The sequence below is a fragment of the Mycobacterium sp. IS-1264 genome (assembly GCF_001954195.1).
Taxonomy (GTDB): Bacteria; Actinomycetota; Actinomycetes; order Mycobacteriales; family Mycobacteriaceae; genus Mycobacterium.
In genome coordinates this window covers 72,900-93,795 of sequence record NZ_MBES01000070.1, presented here as the reverse complement: position 1 = coordinate 93,795, position 20,896 = coordinate 72,900, and the positions used below count along the sequence as shown (strand labels likewise).

Genomic DNA, 20,896 nt, shown 5'->3' with positions numbered 1-20,896 from the left:
CGGCCCCACCGAGTTAACCAACGGCCCCGCGGATTACCCCGCGGGGCTGTTGTTTTCGCCACTATTTCTGCGACATTTCGTCACCTGACGTGCACCGACACGTCACAGCGGCGATGCCGATCGGTACATCGACTGCGCGACGTTGTTTCCCATGAGCATTGCTTCTGTCCTGATAGCCGGCGACCAGCCGGAGGCGATCGGTTCGTCTGGACCGCGCTACTCGCTGCTGTTGGCCACCGACCCCGATTCGATCGAGGCGGCCCAGCGGCTCCGCTACGAGGTGTTCACCAGCACGCCGGGCTTCGCGCTGCCGGCCGCCGACCACGTCGACGCGGACCGCTTCGACGAGTACTGCGATCACTTGCTGGTCCGCGACGACGACACCGGTGAGCTGGTGGGTTGTTACCGGATGTTGGCGCCGGCCGGGGCCATCGCGGCCGGTGGGCTTTACACCGCAACGGAATTCGACGTACGCGCCTTCGACCCGCTGCGGCCGTCGCTGGTGGAGATGGGGCGCGCCGTGGTGCGCGACGGTCACCGCAACGGCGGCGTGGTGCTGCTGATGTGGGCGGGCATCCTGGCCTACCTGGACCGCTACAGCTACGACTACGTGACGGGGTGCGTGTCGGTGCCCATCGGCGCCGAATCGGACGGTGACGTCCCGGGCAGCCAGCTGCGCGGCGTCCGGGACTTCATCCTGAGCCGGCACGGCGCGCCGGAGCGGTACCGCGTCGAGCCGCACCTGCCGGTGCGCGTCGACGGGCGGGCCCTCGACGACATTCCCGCGCCGCCGCGGCCGTCGGTTCCAGCGCTGATGCGTGGCTACCTGCGGCTGGGCGCGCAGGTCTGCGGCGAGCCGGCGCACGATCCGGATTTCGGCGTGGGTGACTTCTGCGTGCTGCTGGACAAACGACGGGCCGATACCCGATATCTCAAGCGGCTCCGGTCGGTGTCGGCGGCTTCTCAAATGGCGGATGAGATGGCCGGCGGCGCACGATGACCGCCGCCCACGCCTGGCTGCCCCGCGCGACGTGCGATAGCAGCTGCGTGGGTGTGGGTACCGCGTCGTCGTCGCGGTGGCGGGTGGTGCTGCGGGTGACGCTTCGCGTCCTGTTGGCGGTGCTGCTGGCGCCCGGGGTACCGCTGGCGCTGGTGCCGCTGCCGGGCCAGCTGCGGGTGCAGCGCTTCTATTGCCGCGCGGTGCTGCGCTGTTTCGGGGTGCGGATTCGGGTGTCGGGCAGCCCGATTCGCAACCTACGCGGGGTCCTGGTGGTCAGCCCGCACATGTCCTGGCTGGACGTCTTCGCCATCGGTTCGGTGTTGCCGGGGTCGTTCGTCGCCCGCGCGGACATGTTCACCGGACCCCTGGCCCGCATGCTCAAGATCATCCCCATCGAGCGGGCCAGTCTGCGACGGCTGCCCGAAGTGGTAGACACCGTCGCGGATCGGCTGCGTGCCGGTCAAACCGTGGTGGCCTTCCCCGAAGGCACCACCTGGTGCGGCGTCGCCTGCGGTTCCTTCTATCCGGCGATGTTCCAGGCCGCGATTGACGCCGGCCGCCCGGTGCAGCCGCTTCGGTTGACCTACCACCACGCCGATGGCGCCGTTTCCACCGCTCCCGCGTTCGTCGGCGACGACACCCTGTGGCGGTCGATCTGCCGGTTGCTCACCGTGCGCCGCACGTGGGCGCACGTTCACGTCGAATCCCTGCAGCTACCGGGCGCCGATCGGCGGGCGCTGGCCCGCCGCTGCCAGTGGGCCGTGGGCGTCGGGGTGTCGCGGCGCGCGGGGCAGCAGTCGGGTCGGGGACACGTGCTGGTGGCTTCCTAGCTTCGGGGCCGCCCTGGCCTGCAGGTATCGTGGGGCGGGTCATGGTCTATCTCGATCACGCCGCGACGACCCCGATGCACCCCGCCGCCATCGAGGCGATGACGGCTGCGCTGGCCACCGTGGGCAACGCCTCCTCGCTGCACACCAGCGGCCGCGCGGCGCGGCGCCGGGTCGAGGAATCGCGCGAGCTGATCGCCGAGAAGCTGGGCGCGCGTCCGTCGGAGGTGATCTTCACCGCGGGCGGCACCGAGAGCGACAACCTGGCGGTCAAGGGGATCTATTGGGCCCGGCGGGGAGCCGAGCCGCGCCGCCGGCGCATCGTCACGAGTGAGGTCGAACACCACGCCGTCCTCGACTCGGTGAACTGGCTCGTCGAACACGAGGACGCCGAAGTTACCTGGCTGCCCACCGCACCCGACGGGTCGGTGTCGGCGGCCGCGCTGCGCGAGGTGCTGACCCGTCATGACGACGTCGCGCTCGTGTCGGTGATGTGGGCCAACAACGAAGTCGGCACCGTCATGCCGGTCGCCGAACTCGCGGCCGTCGCAGCCGAATTCGGCGTCCCGATGCACAGCGACGCCATTCAGGCGGTCGGGCAGCTGCCCGTCGACTTCAGCGCCAGCGGGCTGTCGGCGATGAGTGTGGCCGCACACAAGTTCGGCGGTCCGCCGGCGGTCGGGGCGTTGCTGCTGCGGCGGGACGTCACCTGTGTACCGCTGTCGCACGGCGGTGGGCAGGAGCGCGACATCCGTTCCGGCACACCCGATGTGGCCGGCGCCGTCGGAATGGCGGCGGCGGCCCGCATCGCGGTGGACGGACTCGCGGCCAACGGTGCGCGGTTGCGAACGTTACGCGATCGCCTGGTCGAGGGCGTACTCGCGGGCATCGACGACGTCGTTGTCAACGGCGCCGCCGACCCGTCCCCCGCAAGCGGGAGGTACCCCCAGCGGCTCCCGGGCAATGCGCACTTCACCTTCCGCGGCTGTGAGGGCGATGCGCTGCTGATGCTGTTGGACGCCAACGGGATCGAGTGCTCGACCGGTTCGGCGTGCACCGCCGGTGTCGCGCAGCCGTCACACGTGCTGATCGCGATGGGCGCCGATCCGGCCAGCGCCCGCGGCTCGTTGCGTCTTTCGTTGGGGCACACCAGTGTTGACGCCGACATCGACGCCGTGTTGGGGGTGCTGCCGGGCGCGGTGGATCGGGCCCGGCGCGCCGCCCTGGCGGCGGCTGGAGCGGGTCGATGAAGGTCCTCGCCGCGATGAGCGGTGGCGTGGACTCGTCGGTCGCCGCCGCGCGCATGGTGGACGCCGGGCACGACGTGGTCGGCGTGCACCTGGCGCTGTCCAGCGCGCCCGGCACGCTGCGCACCGGATCGCGCGGGTGCTGCTCGAAAGAAGACGCCTCCGATGCGCGCCGAGTGGCCGACGTGCTCGGAATCCCGTTCTACGTATGGGATTTCGCGGACCGGTTCAAAGCGGACGTGATCGACGATTTCGTGTCGTCGTATGCGCGTGGGGAGACCCCCAACCCCTGCGTGCGATGCAATCAGCGCATCAAGTTCTCGGCGCTGTCCGCGAGAGCCCTCGCGCTCGGCTTCGACACGGTGGCCACCGGGCACTACGCCCGGTTGTCGCAGGGTCGGCTGCGTCGTGCCGTCGATGAGGACAAGGACCAGTCCTACGTGCTGGCCGTGCTGACGGCCGAGCAGTTGCGCCACGCCGCGTTCCCGATCGGCGACACCCCCAAGCCGCAGATCCGTGCCGAGGCCGCGCGCCGTGGCCTGGCGGTTGCCGACAAGCCGGACAGCCACGACATCTGCTTCATCCCGTCCGGCGACACCCGCGCGTTTCTGGGGGAGCGCATCGGGGTGCGCCGCGGCGCGGTGGTCGACGCCGACGGCGCGGTGCTGGCCACCCACGACGGCGTGCACGGTTTCACCATCGGCCAGCGCAAAGGCCTGGGCATCGCCGGGCCGGGACCCGATGGCCGCCCGCGCTACGTGACGGCCATCGATGCCGACACCGCGACCGTGCACGTGGGTGCGGCCGACGATCTCGATGTGGTTGCGCTGCGGGGGCGGGCGCCGGTCTTCACCGCGGGGGTGCCATTCGCGGGTCCCATCGAGTGCGCGGTTCAGGTGCGCGCCCACGGCGAAACCGCCGGTGCGGTGGCTGAATTGGTCGGCGACGAACTCGACGTGCGGTTGCGTACCCCGTTGCGCGGCGTGGCGCCCGGCCAGACGCTGGTGATGTATCGCCCGGACCCCGGCGGTGACGAGGTGCTGGGCAGCGCCACCATCACCGGCACCCGCGGCTAGCCCGGCACGTTGGCGACGATGTTGGTCATCACGATGTCCGACACCGTCTGCGGGAATCCGCAGAACGTGACCTCTAGCAGGGCCACCGACAGCACCCGGTAGTCGCGACCGCAGCCGCCGGGCCGCATCTGCAGCGAGTTGGCGTCGGCCTTCCACTCGCCGACGAACATCTGGCCGGCCACGCCGTCCGCGCAGTTCCCGACGGTCTTCACCAGCGCGCCGAACGCGCCCCGCGCTCCGTCGGCGTCCCGATAGGCCGCCGCGCCTTCGGAGATCAGCGCGCCGTCGGGCGGGTCCTGGAAGGTCGTCTTGTGGAATTCCTGGATGTCGGGCCCGAACGTCGCCGTCTCGGCGAACAGGAACCGGCACTCCCGCGGGGTGGTATTGGCCAGCGCGTCGATGTCCACCGGGGACGTGTCGTCCATCGTGGGGATGATCGTCAGGTGCTGGCCGGCGCCGGTAATCGCTTGCATGCGTGGCTGGTCCAGCAGGATGGTGTCGACATTGACGCCCTGCACACCCCGGTGGGGGGCGCCGAATCCCGGCACCGCGGTGCCGCCGACCACCCGGGTGCACGCCGCGATCAGCAACGCCGCGCCGCACAACAGCAGCGGGCGCGCCAATCCCCGGATCTGCGACACCGTTTGCACGTACCTCTCTCGCTCGAACCTACTCGACCGGCCCCGCGGCAGACACCCCCTGGCCGGGGTCCCGCGACGCGAGGTCGAATACGGTTGCCCGGTGAGTGTTTTCGGCACCGCCTTCGCCAGGGCCAGCGGCGTCGGGTCGTGGCCCGGCATCCAGGCGCGGCAGGCCGCCGAGGTCGTCGTCGGTGAACTGGCGGACGCGCTGGCCCACATCGTCGAGTTGCCGGCCAGGGGAGTCGGTGCCGACACGCTTGGCCGCGCGGGCGCACTCCTGATCGACGTGGCCATCGACACGGCGCCGCGCGGCTATCGCATCGCCGCGCGGCCCGGCGCGGTGACACGCCGGGCCGTCAGCCTCCTCGACGAGGACATGGACGCACTGGAGGAGGCGTGGGAGACCGCGGGCCTGCGCGGCGCTGGCCGCATGGTCAAGGTGCAGGCGCCCGGCCCGATCACGCTGGCGGCCGAGCTCGAGCTGGCCAACGGCCACCGGGCGATCACCGATTCCGGCGCGGTGCGCGATCTGGCGGCCTCGCTGGCCGAAGGCGTTGCCGCGCATCGGGCGGCGCTGGCGCGGCGGCTCGACACGCAGGTCGCTGTCCAGTTCGACGAACCGTCACTGTCGGCGGCGTTGGGCGGGGAGCTGAGGGGGGTGACCGCGCTGAGCCCGGTAGCCGCGCTCGACGAGGCGGTCGCCGGGTCGCTGCTCGACACGTGCGTCGCGGCGGCGGGCGCCGAGGTGCTGGTACACAGCTGCGCACCCGGATTGCCGTGGAATCTGTTGCAGCGCAGCACTATTGGCGCCGTATCGGTGGAAGCCGCCACGTTGCGGGCGGCGGACCTGGACGGCGTCGCGGCATTCGTCGAGTCGGGACGCACCGTCATGCTCGGGGTGGTCCCCGTGCGGCAACCGGACAAGAAGCCGTCGGCGGAAGAGGTCGCCGCCGCGGTCGCGGCGGTGACCGATCGGCTCGGATTCGGCCGCGCCGCGCTGCGCGACCGCATCGGCGTCACCCCCGCCTGCGGCCTGGCGACGGCCACGCCGCAGTGGGCCCGGACCGCGATCGAGCTGGCCCGCAAGGCCGCCGACGCGTTCGCCGAAGACCCGGACGCGATCACATAGGCAACCAATTGGTTGCATATCGCACGACCGTGTGCTGAACTGAAAGGCAACTAGGAGGTTGCATATGAGTACGGATCGGATTGAGAAGCAAACATTGCTGCGAGCACCGCTGGACCGCGTGTGGCGGGCCATCGCTGACGCCGAGGAGTTCGGGCGCTGGTTCGGTGTCCGCTTCGACGGGCCCTTTGTCGAGGGCGAGCCCGTCGGCGCGACGATCACCCCGACCACCGTCGACGAGGAGGTCGCCAAACGCCAGCAGCCGCATGCCGGGACCCGCTCCACCTGGCAGATCGTCGCCATCGAACCGCAGCGGCGGTTCGCCTACCGCTGGCATCCGTTTGCCGTCGAGCCGAACGTCGACTACGACCGGGAACCGACCACGCTGGTCGAGTTCGCCCTGTCGGAGACGCCCGACGGCGTGCTGCTCACCATCACCGAATCCGGCTTCGACGCCATCCCCGAGACGCGCCGCTTCGCGTCGTACGACGCCAACTCCGAGGGCTGGGAGATCCAGGCCGACCTGGTTCGCAGATACGCCGAGGGCCTGCGGGTGTGACCGCGCAGCTTTCGGTGGGTGCGCCGGTTTTCGACGCGCTCGGGGACCCCAACCGACTGCGCATCATCGTTCGGCTCTGCGATCTCGGTCCGAGTTCGACATCGCAAGTCATCAGCGTCATTCCGGTCACCCGGCAAGCGGCCAGCAAGCATCTGCAGCTGCTTGAATCGGTCGGTTTGGTCGCCAGCAGCCGGCGGGGGCGCGAGCGCATCTGGACCGTGCAAACCGAGCCGCTGGCCCGGGCCAGCGACTACCTGAACCAATTGTCGCGGCGCTGGGATGCCGCGGCGGACCGGTTGCGGGCTTTCGTGGAGGACTGAACGGGCCGGTGCTCGCCAAAGGCGTCGCAGACGCTGTCATCGCCCTTCGATAGCCTGCGGAGGTGAGCTCGCCAGAAGACGACCCGGTCCCGCCCGAGGTACGGCGCCAGTGGCGTGAGCTGGCCGACGAGGTGCGCGAACACCAGTTCCGCTACTACGTGCGCGACGCGCCGATCATCTCCGACGCGGAATTCGACGAGCTCCTGCGGCGGCTGGCCGCACTCGAGGACGAGCATCCCGAGTTGCGCACGCCCGATTCGCCCACCCAGCTCGTCGGCGGCGCGGGGTTCGCCACGGATTTCACCTCGGCCGAGCATCTGGAACGGATGCTGTCCCTGGACAACGTGTTCAGCACCGAAGAGTTCGACCTGTGGGCCGCCCGCGTCCGCGCCGAGGTGGGCAACGACGTCCCGTTCCTGTGCGAGCTCAAAATCGACGGTGTCGCATTGGCTTTGGTGTACCGCAATGGCCGCCTGGTCCGCGCGGCCACCCGCGGCGACGGGCGCACCGGCGAGGACGTCACGCTCAACGCGCGCACCATCGACGACGTCCCGGAGCGGTTGACGGCCCGCGACGGCTATCCGATACCCGACGTCCTCGAGGTGCGCGGCGAGGTGTTCTTCCGGCTCGACGATTTCGAAGCCCTCAACGCCGCACTGGTCGAGGACGGCAAGACGCCGTTCGCCAACCCGCGCAACAGCGCCGCGGGCTCCCTTCGCCAAAAGGACCCCGCGGTCACGGCCCGGCGCAAGCTCCGGATGATCTGCCACGGGGTCGGGCACGCCGAGGGATTCCGGCCGGCCACCCTGCACGACGCGTACCTCGCGCTGGGGGCGTGGGGCCTACCCGTCTCCGACCACACCACCCGGGTCGAGGACGCGGCCGGCGCCCTCGAGCGCATCGCCTACTGGGGCGAGCACCGTCACGACGTGGATCACGAAATCGACGGTGTCGTAGTCAAAGTCGACGATGTGGCGCTGCAGCGCAGGCTCGGTTCCACGTCGCGGGCGCCGCGGTGGGCGATCGCCTACAAGTATCCGCCCCAGGAGGTGCAGACCGAGCTGCTCGACATCCGGGTCAACGTCGGCCGCACCGGGCGCGTCACGCCGTTCGCGTTCATGACGCCGGTCACCGTCTCCGGATCCACGGTCGGTCTGGCCACACTGCACAACGCCGCCGAGGTCAAGCGCAAGGGGGTGCTGATCGGCGACACCGTGGTGATCCGCAAGGCCGGCGACGTGATTCCCGAAGTGCTGGGCCCCGTCGTCGACCTGCGCGACGGCTCGGAACGCGAATTCGTCATGCCCACAACGTGTCCCGAGTGCGGCACCACGCTGGCTCCGGCCAAGGAGGGCGACGCCGACATCCGTTGTCCCAACTCACGCTCCTGCCCGGCGCAACTGCGGGAGCGGGTGTTTCATGTCGCCGGTCGCGGCGCCTTCGACATCGAGGCGCTGGGATACGAGGCCGCCATCGCGCTGCTGCAGGCCGGAGTGATCTCCGACGAGGGAGACCTGTTCTCGCTCACCGAAGACGACCTGCTGCGCACCGAGTTGTTCACCACCAAGAGCGGCGCGGTGTCGGCCAATGGCAAGCGGCTGCTGGCCAACCTCGCCAAGGCCAAGTCGCAACCGCTCTGGCGAGTGCTGGTCGCGTTGTCCATCCGGCACGTCGGCCCGACGGCCGCGCGTGCGCTGGCAACCGAATTCGGCGATCTGCAAGCAATCGAAGGGGCGTCGACCGAACAGCTGGCCGCCGTCGAGGGCGTGGGACCGACGATCGCCGCCGCCGTCACCGAGTGGTTCACCGTGGACTGGCACCGCGCGATCGTCGACAAGTGGCGGGCTGCCGGAGTGCGGATGGCCGACGAGCGCGACGCCAGCGTGCCGCGCACGCTGGAAGGCCTGACGATCGTGGTTACCGGTTCCCTGCCCGGCTTTTCGCGTGACGACGCCAAGGAGGCGATCGTGTCGCGCGGCGGCAAGGCCGCCGGTTCGGTGTCGAAGAAGACCGACTATGTCGTTGCCGGCGACTCGCCGGGATCCAAATACGACAAGGCCGTCGAACTCGGCGTGCCGATCCTCGACGAGGACGGGTTTCGCCGGCTGCTGGAGGACGGACCGCCTGTGGGGGAGGAAGCCGCCGAATCGACGAAGTGAGGGTACGGTACTGGACCGTACAGCCCCGGCGGGCCTATTGTGTGCGCTATGGCCCAGGCTGCCGATCGGTGTGGCGACGCATCACCGTGGTCGCCCCGCGAAGCCGAGTTGCTTGCGGTGACTTTGCGGCTGCTGCAGGAGCACGGCTATGACCGGTTGACGGTGGACGAGGTGGCCAGCGCCGCCCGCGCCAGCAAGGCCACCGTGTATCGACGCTGGCCGTCCAAGGCCGAACTGGTGTTGGCCGCCTTCATCGAGGGCGTCCGTCAGGTCGCGGTCGCGCCGGAGACCGGCACGTTGCGGGGCGACTTGCTACGGCTCGGTGAGGTCTGCTGTCAGGAGACACGCCAACTCGCCAGCACGATCCGCGCGGTGATGGTCGAGGTGTCGCGCAACCCGGCACTCAACGAGGTGATGCAACGCCAATTCATCGATCAGCGCAGGGCCTTGATACGGCACGTGCTGCAACAGGCCGTTGATCGTGGCGAGATCGCCCAGGAGGCCATCACCGACGAACTCTGGGACCTACTGCCCGGCTATCTCATCTTCCGGTCCATCATGCCGGGCCGGCCGCCCACCCGTCGCACCGTGCAGGTTCTGGTCGACGACGTCCTCATCCCCGGGCTGACCCGATCAGGACGATGAATGTGTACGCTCGCGTCTCTTGTGCAGTACGGTTCAGTACCGTACTGTCATAGCTATCCATCGACCGCGGAGCGCCGGCAACCGCCTTAGCATCGAGGTCGACCGTATCGCCCGATGATCGAAAGGCTAACGGGTGAAGGGGATTTCGATTGCTACCGTCGTCAGACGCGGCTGGATGGTCCTGGTCGCCGCACTGGTGGTCGCCCTCGTGGGATTTGCCATCTATCGCCTGCACGGAATCTTCGGCTCGCACTACAACACGACGGCCAATAGCGGCCTCGCCAACGAGATCGTCCCGTTCAACCCCAAACAGGTGGTCCTCGAGGTCTTCGGCTCGCCGGGCGCGATGGCCACCATCAACTACCTTGACGTCAACGCCCAGCCGCAGGAAGTCAAAAACGCACCCCTGCCATGGTCGTACACGATCACCACGACCGAGCCCGCGGTCGTGGGCAACGTTGTGGCGCAGGGAAATGGCGACACCCTCGGCTGCCGCATCACCGTCAACGGGGAAGTCAAAGCCGAACGCACCGTCAACAAAGTCGACGCCTACACCTTCTGCCTGGATAAGTCTGGATAAGTCTGGATGAGCAACCATCAACAGTCGCGCCCCCGGGTGCCGCACACCATCCGCCGGCTTGCGCTGCCGATCCTGTTGTTCTGGGTGGCGCTGGCCGCCATCACCAACGTTGCGGTCCCGCAGCTGGAAGACGTTGGTAAAACACACAATGTGGCGCTGAACTCGCCCGACGCGCCATCGCTGAAGGCGATCAAGCGCATCGGCCAAGCGTTCCACGAGTTCGACACCGACAGCTCGGCGATGATCGTCCTCGAGGGCGACAAGCCGCTCGGCGCGGACGCCCACCAGTTCTACGACGCGATGATCCGCAAGCTCGAGCAGGACAAGAAGCACGTCGAGCACGTCCAGGACTTCTGGGGAGACACCCTGACCGCGGCCGGATCCCAGAGCACGGACGGCAAGGCCGCCTACGTCCAGCTGTTTCTCGCGGGCAATCAAGGCTCGGCATTGGCCAATGAGGGCGTGGGCGCCGTGCGCGACATCGTCGAGCACATGCAACCGCCGCCGGGCGTCAAAGCCTATGTCACAGGCGCGGCGCCGCTGATCTCCGATCAGTTCGACGTCGGCAGCAAGGGCACCGCAAAGGTCACCGCGATAACCATCGGCGTGATCGCGGTGATGTTGTTCTTCGTGTATCGCTCCATCCTCACGACGCTCCTCGTGCTCTTCACGGTGCTCATCGAGATGTCCGCGGCCCGTGGGCTCGTCGCGTTTCTCGGCAACGAAGGAATAATCGGGCTGTCGACGTACGCGACGAATCTGCTCACGTTGCTGGTCATCGCCGCCGGAACGGACTACGCGATATTCTTCGTCGGCCGCTATCAAGAAGCGCGCGGCTCCGGCGAGGACAAGGAAACCGCCTACCACACGATGTATCACGGAACGGCCCACATCGTTTTGGGTTCGGGCCTGACCGTTGCCGGCGCTGTGGCTTGCCTCAGCTTTACCCGGCTGCCCTATTTCCAAAGTCTCGGAATCCCTGCCGCGCTAGGCATTCTCGTCGCGCTATTCGCCTCGCTTACCCTCGGCCCGGCCGTGCTCACCCTGGGCGCCTTGGTAGGCATCTTCGAGCCGAAGCGCGCGATGAGAACCCGGGGATGGCGGCGGATCGGCACGGCCATCGTCCGCTGGCCCGCTCCCGTCCTCACCGCGGCGTGCGCGTTGGCCCTGGTGGGTCTGCTCGCGTTGCCCGGCTACAAGACGAGCTACGACACCCGCCCCTACATGCCCCAAAGCGCACCGGCCAATGTCGGTTACACCGCGGCCGAGCGCCATTTTTCCCGCGCCAGGCTGGAGCCCGAATTGTTGATGATCGAAACGGATCACGACATACGTAACCCGGCCGACATGCTCATCCTCGACCGGGTGGCCAAGGCGGTGTTCCACGTGCCGGGCGTCGCGCAGGTCCAGACCATCACCCGCCCTCTGGGAACGCCGATCGACCACAGCTCGCTCGCCTTCGTGGTCAGCAATCAGAGCGCGGCCCAGCAGCAGAACCTCACGTACCAGCGAGAGCGAGCGGACGACCTACTCAAGCAGGCCGGCGAATTGTCGAAGACGATCAACATTTTGCGGCAGCAGTACGTGCTGCAGCAGCAGCTGGCCGCCGCCACCCACAGCGAAACCCAAAGCTTTCACGACACCGTCGACACGATCAGGGACCTGCGCGACAAGATCGCGAATTTCGACGACTTCTTCAGGCCGATCCGTAGCTATTTCTATTGGGAAAAGCATTGCTTCGACATCCCCGCCTGCTGGGCGATCAGGTCCGTTCTGGACGCCCTGGACGGCATCGATCAGCTCACCGAAAAATTCGAAAACCTCACGGCCACTTTGGACAAGCTCGACGAGCTGCAGCCGAAACTGGTGGCCCTCATACCGCCGCAGATCGACAGCCAGGAGACCAATCGCGCATTGACGTTGGCGAGCCATGCGACGCAGTCCGGTATCAACGCGCAGACGCAGTCCGCGATCGACAACGCGACGGCGCTGGGGCGTGCGTTCGATGCCGCAAAGAACGATGACAGCTTCTACCTGCCTCCGGAGGTTTTCGACAATCCCGATTTCAAGCGCGGGCTGAAACTGTTCGTCTCGCCCGACGGCAAGGCGGCCCGCATGATCGTCACCCATGACGGCGATCCCGCCACGCCGGAAGGCATCTCACATATCGACCCGATCACCAAGGCCGCGCACGAGGCCCTGAAGGGCACGCCCATGGCCGGCGCCAAGGTCTACGTCGGCGGCACCGCGGCCACGTACAAGGACATCCAGGACGGCGCGAAGTACGACCTGATGATCGTGGCACTCGCCGCGCTCAGCCTCATATTGCTGATCATGATGATCATCACGCGCAGTCTGGTCGCCGCGCTGGTCATCGTTGGGACGGTAGCGCTTTCGCTGGGCGCCTCCTTCGGGCTTTCGGTGCTGGTCTGGCAGTACATCTTTGGGGTCAAGCTGTACTGGGTGGTGCTCGCACTGGCCGTGATCCTGCTGCTGGCCGTGGGATCCGACTACAACCTGCTGTTGATCTCGCGATTCAAGGAAGAGATCCGTGCCGGGTTGAAGACCGGGATCATCCGGGCGATGGCCGGTTCCGGGTCGGTGGTCACCTCCGCGGGCATCGTCTTCGCCGTTACCATGTGTGCGTTCGTGTTCAGCGGTTTCCAGGTCCTCGGTCAGATCGGGACCACGATCGGCCTCGGCCTGTTGTTCGACACGCTGATCGTGCGTTCCTTCATGACACCGTCCGTCGCAACGCTTTTGGGTCGCTGGTTCTGGTGGCCCCAACGGGTGCGTCCGCGCCCGGCCAGCACCATGCTGAGGCCATACGGGCCGCGTTCGGCGGTACGTCAATTGCTGCTGTGGGAGGACGGCGACCCGGCCGCGCCCAAATCCCCTGCGATGGCTCGATAATTCAGCGCAACATGGTGGCCACGATTCCGGCGAGGTAGCCCAGCCGGGCCACCTCCGAGGGCCGGAACTCGGGGCCCGGACGGCCCAGCACCACCGCGGTGTGCGGATCGCCCAACGGCGCGGCGACCATCGTGGTGTCCATCTCGCGCCATGCCTGCGGCACCCACTCGGCGTTGCCGTCGAGCGTCACGGCCCGCTCGATCGGCAGCCACGGCGCCGAATCCGCTTTGGTTTCCGGGGCACCGGGGCTGGCCGCGAGGCGATGCAGCTCGCCATCGGAACCCCGCACCACCGCGCACCAGCTCACCCGTAGCACCTTGGGCGCCCCGTCGACCAGAACCTGCAGCCGGGACGCGTTGTCCGCGGCCGCGGCGACATGGTCGAGCAGCTCCAGCTCGCGGTGCGCTTCCAGCAGGCCGGTGTGCGGACGCACACTCTCCACCCGAACCCCGGGCAGCGATTCGGCGGCGGTGATCAAGGTGTCGGGCATTGCCCCGAGCGGCAGTTCGATGACCAGGTCGTCGGTCGCGTAGCCCGAGCTGCGCTCCACCACGTCGAGCGACAGAATGTCGGCGCCCACCGAACCCAGCGCGACCGCCAGCGAGCCCAGGCTACCCGGGCGGTCCAGCAGCTCGATGCGCAACAGATACGACGGCACGCGCCCACTTTGGCACAGCGGGGCCGCGGCGGCATTTCGGCCGGAGAGGCCGACCGGCTCGAAAGCGGGAGGTCCGCGCCTAGGTAGGCTTTCCGCTCGTGTCCCAGATCTCCCGCGACGAGGTTGCGCACCTTGCCAGGCTGGCCCGACTGGCGTTGAGCGACGCCGAGCTGGACAGCTTCGCCGGCCAGCTCGATGCCATCCTGACCCACGTCAGCCAGATCCAGGCGGTCGACGTCGCCGGGGTCGAAGCGACCGACAACCCGCTCAAGGACGTCAACGTCACGCGCCCGGACGAGACGGCGCCGTGCCTCACACAGGAGCAGGCGCTGGCCGAGGCGCCCGAAGCCGTCGACGGCCGCTTCGCAGTCCCGCAGATCCTGGGAGAGGCCCAGTGACCGAGCTCATCCGGTCCGACGCCGCGACCCTGGCCGCCAAGATCGCCGCCAAGGAGGTGTCGTCGGTCGAGCTCACCCGGGCCTGCCTGGACCAGATCGAGGCAACCGACGAGCAGTACGGCGCGTTTTTGCACGTGGCCGCGGACGCGGCATTGGCGGCAGCGGCGGTCGTCGACAAGGCACTGGCCGCGGGCGAAGAACCGCCGTCGGCGCTGGCCGGGGTGCCACTGGCGCTCAAGGACGTGTTCACGACCACCGACATGCCGACGACCTGCGGCTCCAAGATCCTCGAGGGCTGGCGCTCGCCGTACGACGCCACCGTCACCGAGCGGCTGCGCGCCGCCGGCATCCCGATCCTGGGCAAGACCAACATGGACGAGTTCGCGATGGGCTCCTCGACCGAGAACTCCGCCTACGGCCCGACGCGCAACCCGTGGAACGTCGAGCGGGTGCCCGGCGGCTCCGGCGGGGGCAGCGCGGCGGCGCTGGCGGCGTTCCAGGCGCCGCTGGCCATCGGATCCGACACCGGCGGCTCGATCCGTCAGCCGGCCGCGCTGACCGCGACCGTTGGTGTCAAACCCACCTACGGCACGGTGTCGCGCTATGGCCTGGTGGCCTGCGCGTCGTCGCTCGATCAGGGTGGTCCGTGCGCGCGCACGGTGCTCGACACCGCGCTGCTGCACCACGTGATCGCCGGCCACGACGCCCGCGATTCGACCTCCGTCGACGCCGAGGTGCCCGACGTGGTGGGCGCCGCGAAAGCCGGTGCCGGCGGTGACCTGAAAGGCGTGCGCGTCGGGGTGGTGCGCCAGCTGCACAGCGGCGAGGGCTATCAGCCGGGGGTGCTGTCGTCGTTCGAGGCCGCGGTCGAGCAACTGCGGACCCTGGGCGCCGAAGTCAGCGAAGTCGACTGTCCCCATTTCGATTACGCGCTGCCCGCCTACTACCTGATCCTGCCGTCGGAGGTGTCGAGCAACCTGGCGCGCTTCGATGCGATGCGATACGGCCTACGCGTCGGTGACGACGGCACGCACAGCGCCGAGGAGGTGATGGCGCTGACCCGGGCCGCCGGTTTCGGTCCGGAGGTCAAGCGGCGCATCATGATCGGCACCTACGCGCTGTCGGCGGGCTATTACGACGCCTATTACAACCAGGCGCAGAAGGTCCGCACGTTGATCGCGCGCGACCTCGACGAGGCCTACCGATCCGTCGACGTTCTGGTGTCGCCGGCGACGCCGACCACCGCGTTCGGCCTGGGGGAGAAGATCGACGATCCCCTGGCGATGTACCTGTTCGACCTGTGCACGCTGCCGCTGAACCTGGCCGGCCACTGCGGCATGTCGGTGCCTTCGGGGCTGTCCCCCGATGACGGCCTGCCGGTGGGACTGCAGATCATGGCGCCGGCATTGGCGGACGATCGGCTGTACCGAGTGGGCGCGGCCTACGAGGCCGCCCGCGGACCCCTGCCGTCGGCCATCTGAGATCCCGCCCCCACGCCCGGCAGGGCAAGATAAGGGCATGCGGATCGGAATTCTCACCGGGGGCGGCGACTGCCCGGGGCTCAACGCCGTCATCCGGGCGGTGGTGCGCACCTGCGACTCCCGATACGGCTCGTCGGTGGTCGGATTCCAAGACGGTTGGCGCGGGTTGCTGGAGAACCGGCGAATGCAGCTGGCCAACGACGACCGCAACGACCGCCTGCTGGCCAAGGGCGGCACGATGCTGGGCACCGCTCGCGTTCACCCCGACAAACTGCGCGCCGGACTCAACCAGATCAAACAGACGCTGGATGACAACGGCATCGATGTGCTCATCCCGATCGGCGGCGAGGGCACCCTGACGGCCGCGCACTGGCTGTCCGAGGAAAACGTGCCTGTCGTCGGTGTGCCGAAAACCATCGACAACGACATCGATTGCACCGACGTGACTTTCGGCCACGACACCGCGTTGACGGTGGCTACCGACGCCATCGACCGGTTACACAGCACCGCCGAATCGCACCAGCGCGTGATGCTGGTGGAGGTGATGGGCAGGCATGCCGGATGGATCGCGCTGAACGCCGGGCTGGCCTCTGGCGCGCACATGACCCTCATCCCCGAACAGCCCTTCGATGTCGAGGAAGTGTGCCGGCTCGTCAAAAGGCGCTTCCAGCGCGGGGATTCGCACTTCATCTGCGTGGTTGCCGAGGGAGCCAAGCCCATCCCCGGCTCGATTGCGTTGCGCGAAGGCGGAATTGATGAGTTCGGCCACGAGCGTTTCACCGGCGTGGCCGCCCAGCTCGGCGCCGAGGTCGAAAAGCGGATCAACAAAGAGGTGCGGGTGACCGTGCTGGGCCACGTCCAGCGGGGCGGCACCCCGACGGCGTACGACCGCGTGCTGGCGACCCGGTTCGGGGTCAACGCCGCCGACGCCGCACACGCGGGCGAGTACGGCCAGATGGTCTCGCTGCGCGGCCAGGACATCGGCCGCGTGCCACTGGCGGACGCGGTGCGCCAACTCAAGCTGGTGCCCGAAAGCCGCTACGATGACGCCGCCGCTTTCTTCGGCTAAGCGCCGGCCCGCTCGCCCGAATCCGCCGCCGGATTCTTTCGGTCCCGGTAGATGGGCACATTTTCGTGGTTTAGCCGGAAGTCCTACGGGGTTATACGGGGGTATGAGCAACCGCGGTTCGGTTCGCGGAGTCGTTCACCAACCCGCCGCTCCGGCGGGGCCGCCAGGCCCCCGGCGCCGACCGCCACCTGCGCCTTTGCGGCGCGCCGAGCCTGATCCCACGGCGGATACCGCGCCGGAGCCCTACGGCCCGGCCCCGTCACCTCGCCGGCGTCCGGCCAGAGCTGCCGGGCCCGCGAAGCCGTCCAGGGCGGCCCCGGCACGGCCGGTCACGCCGCCGTGGTTTCACCCCGAGTGGCTGCGGGGCGGGACGGCACTCGACATCCTCAGCGAGCCGGACGCCGCGGAGTCGGCCGGCTTCAACTGGCGGGATGCGATCCGCCGCGTCACCGGGATCGAGCTGGGTCCGGGCAAGGACGCGACGCACGAACAGCAGCTGCAGGACCGCATCCGCACCGTCCTGGGCGGTGTGTTTCCCATCGCTGTCCTCAGCTTCAAAGGCGGCGTCGGCAAAACCGCGGTGGTCGAGGCGCTCGGCTCGACGTTCGCGCGCGTGCGCGGCGACCGGGTGCTCGCACTCGACCTCGACACCGGCGACCTGGCGGAGCGTCATGGTCGCCGAAACCCGCTGAGCATGGCCGATCTGCTGCTGGACGACTCGGCCACCCAATACCGGGACATCCGGGCGCACACCTACATGAACAGCTTCGGGCTCGAAGTCCTCGGGTTGCCGGACTATGGGCGCACCGACTGGCGACTGGAGCGCCGCGACGTCGTCAAAGCGTTCTCGATTCTGCGCAACCACTACTCGGTGCTGCTGATCGATTGCGTCAAGGCGGTCAACTCGGCCGTGATGGACGCCGTGCTGCCGGAGTCACGGGCGCTCGTGGTGGTCACCAGTACCTCCATCGATGCGGTACGGAAGAGCAGGACGACGCTGGAGTGGTTGTGCAACAACGGATATCAGCGGCTGATGAAGTCGACCGCGCTCGCCGTCAACCATGTCGAGCGGGCCAAGCCGGACGCCGTGGCGCTCAAGGAACTCGAGGATCTTTCCGCTCGCGTCGCCACCACCGTGCAGTTGCCGTTCGATCGGCATGTGCATGAGGGCACAGAGATCGGGCTGGACCGGCTCAGCAAGCAAAGCCGGCGCAGTTACCTGGAGCTCGCGGCCGCGCTGGCCGACATGGTCCCCGGCCGGCGTACCGAGTAGGACGCCCTAGTATCGACCGCATGACTGTTGCCGCGGGGACGCCCCACGCTTCGGGCGCTGAGCTGCTGGATTACGACGATGTCGTCGCGCGCTTCGATCCGGTGCTCGGCCTCGAGGTGCACGTCGAGCTGTCCACCGCCACCAAAATGTTCTGCGGCTGTTCCACGACCTTCGGTGCCGAGCCCAACACGCAGGTGTGCCCGGTGTGCCTCGGGCTGCCCGGCTCACTGCCGGTGCTCAACCGAACCGCGGTGGAGTCGGCGATCCGCATCGGACTCGCGCTCAACTGCGAAATCGTGCCCTGGTGCCGCTTCGCGCGGAAGAACTACTTCTATCCGGACATGCCGAAGAACTACCAGATCTCGCAGTACGACGAGCCGATCGCGATCAACGGCTACCTCGATGTACCGCTGGAAGACGGTGGCACGTGGCGGGTGCACATCGAGCGCGCCCACATGGAGGAGGACACCGGCAAGCTCACCCACATCGGCAGTGAGACGGGCCGCATCCACGGCGCGACGACGTCGCTGATCGACTACAACCGCGCCGGCGTGCCGCTGATCGAGATCGTCACCAAGCCCATCGTCGGGGCCGGGGCGCGGGCGCCGCAGATCGCCCGGTCGTACGTGACGGCGTTGCGAGATCTGTTGCGCGCGTTGGAGGTTTCCGATGTCCGGATGGATCAGGGCTCGATGCGCTGTGACGCCAACGTATCGCTGAAGCCGAAAGACACGGACGAGTTCGGCACCCGGACCGAGACGAAGAACGTCAACTCGCTGAGAAGTGTCGAGGTCGCCGTGCGCTACGAGATGCAGCGCCAGGGCGCCGTACTGGCATCGGGTGGCCGAATCATCCAGGAAACCAGGCACTTTCACGAGGCTGGGTACACCAGCCCGGGCCGCGCCAAAGAGACGGCCCAGGACTATCGCTACTTTCCCGAGCCCGACCTGGAGCCCGTCGCGCCCAGCCCCGAACTGGTCGAGCGGCTGCGCCAGACCATTCCGGAACTCCCGTGGTTGGGCCGTAAGCGGATTCAGCAGGAGTGGGGTGTTTCCGACGAGATCATGCGCGATCTGGTCAACGCCGGCGCGGTCGAACTGGTGGCCGCGACGGTCAAGCACGGCGCGTCCAGCAAGGAAGCCCGGTCCTGGTGGGGAAACTTCTTGGTGCAGAAGGCCAATGAGGCCGATGTCGCGTTGGACGAACTGCCCATCACCCCGGCCCAGGTAGCCGCGGTGATCGCTCTGGTCGACGAGGGAAAGCTGTCCAACAAGCTGGCCCGCGAGGTCGTGGAGGGCGTGCTGGCCGGGGAAGGCGAGCCCGATCAGGTGATGGCCGCCCGCGGTCTGGAGCTGGTGCGCGACGACTCGGTGACACAGGCCGCCGTCGACGAGGCCCTGGCCGCCAATCCCGATGTGGCGGAGAAGATTCGCGGCGGCAAGGTCGCCGCGGCCGGGGCTATCGTCGGCGCGGTGATGAAGGCGACCCGCGGGCAGGCCGACGCGGCGCGGGTGCGCGAGCTGGTCCTGGCGGCCTGCGGGCAGGGCTAGGCAAGGGCGCCGCTGGCCGCCCCCACCCCGCCGACTGTGAAATCCACGGCGCGACACGCCGATACGACGTCGCGAGATTCACGCTCGGCGCGGATAGACGCGGGGATAGACCGCGTCAGGTCTTGTCGTCGCTGTTGCGTGGGAAGCCGCCGCCCTGCGGGAACAACGGGAACACCACGTCGTCGAGCTTCTCGGCGTCCCCGGCCGTCTTGTTGACGGTGGCGCCCCAGACGTTTCCATCCGGCGACATCCGCAGGGCGAACGCGTGGGCGTGGGTGTCCTTGCGAACCACATCGGGTTCACCGGTTACCGCGCCGGTGTTCGGCGCGAGCCGAACCGCCACCGTCAACTTGGTATTGATCAGGTTGACGAGCACGGTCCCGTCCATGGCCGCGCATCCGGCCACGCCGGGCTTGTCCGGCCAGGTCCACACCGTGGAGACCTCGGAGGTCTTGGTGATGCGCTGCAACCGGTCCGCGGTGGGGGTGCGGTCGGCGACATAGAGCGAGCCGTCGACGGGGTCGATGCAAAGGCCGCCACCCGAACCGACGCCGGACAGCGCCGTCGTCGGCGGCGCCTGACCGATCGTGGTGGGCTGCTCGATGCGCAACACCTTGCCGGCCAGCGATTTGGGATCGGCGGCCGCGGCCGGGTTGCCCGCATCGCCGGTCAGCACCACCAGCGTGGTCGGACTGGTGAAGATCAGCGCTCCGGTGTTCCCGGTGGCGCCCTTGGGAATTCCGGTCAGGATGTCCTTCGGGATGTCCCCGTCGGCGATGCGGATCACCCGGTTGTCACTGGGCGTGCTGATGTAGGCGTACATCAGGCGGTCCTGTTGATACGTGGGCGACAGCACGATGTCCATCAGGCCGCCGTCGCCGGACGGGTCGACCGGGATGACCATCTTGACCTTCGGCTCGGCGCTGACCGAGATGTCCTTGACCGCCCCGGTGGTGCGCTCGGCGACCAAGGCGGTTTTGCTGTCGGGCCCCATGATGAGGCCGCTGGTGCTCTCCAGGCAGCCCTGCATCACCCCGGGCGCGGGGCACGCCTTGGGGAACGGTGTGGGCGGCAGCGGCGGCGGCGGGGGAGGCGTCGAACTGGGCTGCGGCTTGAGTTCGGGGTTGGTGGTGAACGGCTGGGACTGGGCGTCGTTGAATCGCGCGCAGCCGCTCGACACGAGCATCACCGCGGACAGCGCAGCGAGCGCGCACCGAACCGACCGCCCTGATCGCCCGAGTCGCATGATCGACAGGCTACGGACATGGCGGGCACCGCCGCCACAGACCTGCCGTGGCGGCATCGGCAGCACCGCCGGTTCGGCCCCGCCGGGCGCCCGGTTTCGGCGTGAGTTCACCGTTTCGAAACGATGCC

The 20,896-nt window shown here is 68.4% G+C and carries 19 protein-coding genes; 16 read left to right on the top strand and 3 right to left on the bottom strand.

Annotation, left to right across the window (positions count from 1 at the left end):
* Positions 1 to 151 precede the first annotated feature (151 nt).
* Genes A5744_RS17950 through mnmA form a run of 4 tightly spaced genes read left to right on the top strand, consistent with a single transcriptional unit; the run spans position 152 to position 4,150 of the window.
* On the top strand, positions 152 to 1,000 hold the full coding sequence (locus A5744_RS17950; RefSeq protein ID WP_076063287.1) for a GNAT family N-acyltransferase: 849 nt from the start codon (positions 152 to 154) through the stop codon (positions 998 to 1,000).
* A complete protein-coding gene (locus A5744_RS17945; protein ID WP_076063285.1) occupies positions 997 to 1,830 on the top strand; it encodes a lysophospholipid acyltransferase family protein in 834 nt (277 codons plus the stop codon). The genes A5744_RS17950 and A5744_RS17945 overlap by 4 nt, the downstream gene beginning before the upstream one ends.
* A gap of 41 nt (positions 1,831 to 1,871) precedes the next feature.
* Positions 1,872 to 3,077: a cysteine desulfurase family protein gene (locus A5744_RS17940; RefSeq protein WP_076063283.1), complete on the top strand. Its 1,206-nt coding sequence runs from the start codon at positions 1,872 to 1,874 to the stop codon at positions 3,075 to 3,077.
* A complete protein-coding gene (gene mnmA, locus A5744_RS17935; protein ID WP_076063282.1) occupies positions 3,074 to 4,150 on the top strand; it encodes a tRNA 2-thiouridine(34) synthase MnmA in 1,077 nt (358 codons plus the stop codon). Before A5744_RS17940 ends, mnmA begins: the two co-directional genes overlap by 4 nt.
* Here the strand turns inward: mnmA and A5744_RS17930 are convergent.
* The gene (locus tag A5744_RS17930) at positions 4,147 to 4,782 is read right to left on the bottom strand and encodes a sensor domain-containing protein (protein WP_170874523.1); all 636 of its coding nucleotides are present in this window, start codon (positions 4,780 to 4,782) and stop codon (positions 4,147 to 4,149) included. The genes mnmA and A5744_RS17930 overlap by 4 nt on opposite strands.
* 109 nt (positions 4,783 to 4,891) lie before the next feature.
* On the opposite strand from A5744_RS17930, the gene A5744_RS17925 reads away from it, so the two are divergent.
* The 7 genes from A5744_RS17925 (at position 4,892) to A5744_RS17895 (ending at position 13,093) form a co-directional block, all read left to right on the top strand.
* Entirely contained in the window at positions 4,892 to 5,920 is a 1,029-nt protein-coding gene (locus tag A5744_RS17925) for a methionine synthase (RefSeq protein ID WP_076063280.1), read from the top strand.
* A 64-nt stretch (positions 5,921 to 5,984) separates the two neighbouring features.
* Positions 5,985 to 6,476, top strand: a complete 492-nt coding sequence (locus A5744_RS17920) for an SRPBCC family protein (protein WP_076063278.1) — start codon at positions 5,985 to 5,987, stop codon at positions 6,474 to 6,476.
* Entirely contained in the window at positions 6,473 to 6,796 is a 324-nt protein-coding gene (locus A5744_RS17915) for a metalloregulator ArsR/SmtB family transcription factor (protein WP_076063276.1), read from the top strand. Before A5744_RS17920 ends, A5744_RS17915 begins: the two co-directional genes overlap by 4 nt.
* A 62-nt stretch (positions 6,797 to 6,858) precedes the next feature.
* Positions 6,859 to 8,955 (top strand): NAD-dependent DNA ligase LigA, encoded by a 2,097-nt coding sequence (gene ligA / locus A5744_RS17910; protein ID WP_076063274.1) that lies wholly within the window; start codon positions 6,859 to 6,861, stop codon positions 8,953 to 8,955.
* 36 nt (positions 8,956 to 8,991) lie between these two features.
* Positions 8,992 to 9,600 (top strand): TetR/AcrR family transcriptional regulator, encoded by a 609-nt coding sequence (locus A5744_RS17905; protein ID WP_139331401.1) that lies wholly within the window; start codon positions 8,992 to 8,994, stop codon positions 9,598 to 9,600.
* A gap of 133 nt (positions 9,601 to 9,733) precedes the next feature.
* Entirely contained in the window at positions 9,734 to 10,180 is a 447-nt protein-coding gene (locus A5744_RS17900; protein ID WP_205866323.1) for an MmpS family transport accessory protein, read from the top strand.
* Between the two features lie 6 nt (positions 10,181 to 10,186).
* Positions 10,187 to 13,093 carry an MMPL family transporter gene (locus tag A5744_RS17895; RefSeq protein ID WP_076063268.1) on the top strand — a complete coding sequence of 969 codons (2,907 nt, stop codon included), beginning with the start codon at positions 10,187 to 10,189 and terminating at the stop codon, positions 13,091 to 13,093.
* Between the two features lies 1 nt (position 13,094).
* Here the strand turns inward: A5744_RS17895 and A5744_RS17890 are convergent, their stop codons facing one another.
* Complete coding sequence (locus A5744_RS17890; protein ID WP_076063265.1) at positions 13,095 to 13,751, bottom strand: amino acid-binding protein; 657 nt, start codon at positions 13,749 to 13,751, stop codon at positions 13,095 to 13,097.
* A gap of 98 nt (positions 13,752 to 13,849) precedes the next feature.
* Between A5744_RS17890 and gatC the strand changes: the two genes are divergently transcribed.
* The 5 genes from gatC (at position 13,850) to gatB (ending at position 19,522) form a co-directional block, all read left to right on the top strand.
* Positions 13,850 to 14,149, top strand: coding sequence for an Asp-tRNA(Asn)/Glu-tRNA(Gln) amidotransferase subunit GatC (gene gatC, locus A5744_RS17885; RefSeq protein WP_076063264.1), 300 nt, complete (start codon positions 13,850 to 13,852; stop codon positions 14,147 to 14,149).
* Complete coding sequence (gatA, locus tag A5744_RS17880; RefSeq protein WP_076063262.1) at positions 14,146 to 15,630, top strand: Asp-tRNA(Asn)/Glu-tRNA(Gln) amidotransferase subunit GatA; 1,485 nt, start codon at positions 14,146 to 14,148, stop codon at positions 15,628 to 15,630. The genes gatC and gatA overlap by 4 nt, the downstream gene beginning before the upstream one ends.
* A 37-nt stretch (positions 15,631 to 15,667) precedes the next feature.
* Entirely contained in the window at positions 15,668 to 16,699 is a 1,032-nt protein-coding gene (locus A5744_RS17875) for an ATP-dependent 6-phosphofructokinase (protein ID WP_076063260.1), read from the top strand.
* A 196-nt stretch (positions 16,700 to 16,895) separates the two neighbouring features.
* Complete coding sequence (locus A5744_RS17870) at positions 16,896 to 17,972, top strand: MinD/ParA family protein (RefSeq protein WP_240563088.1); 1,077 nt, start codon at positions 16,896 to 16,898, stop codon at positions 17,970 to 17,972.
* A gap of 20 nt (positions 17,973 to 17,992) precedes the next feature.
* Positions 17,993 to 19,522, top strand: coding sequence for an Asp-tRNA(Asn)/Glu-tRNA(Gln) amidotransferase subunit GatB (gene gatB, locus A5744_RS17865; protein ID WP_076063258.1), 1,530 nt, complete (start codon positions 17,993 to 17,995; stop codon positions 19,520 to 19,522).
* A gap of 115 nt (positions 19,523 to 19,637) precedes the next feature.
* On the opposite strand, the gene A5744_RS17860 is transcribed toward gatB, so the two are convergent.
* Positions 19,638 to 20,768, bottom strand: coding sequence for a sorbosone dehydrogenase family protein (locus A5744_RS17860; RefSeq protein ID WP_076063373.1), 1,131 nt, complete (start codon positions 20,766 to 20,768; stop codon positions 19,638 to 19,640).
* Positions 20,769 to 20,896 lie beyond the last annotated feature (128 nt).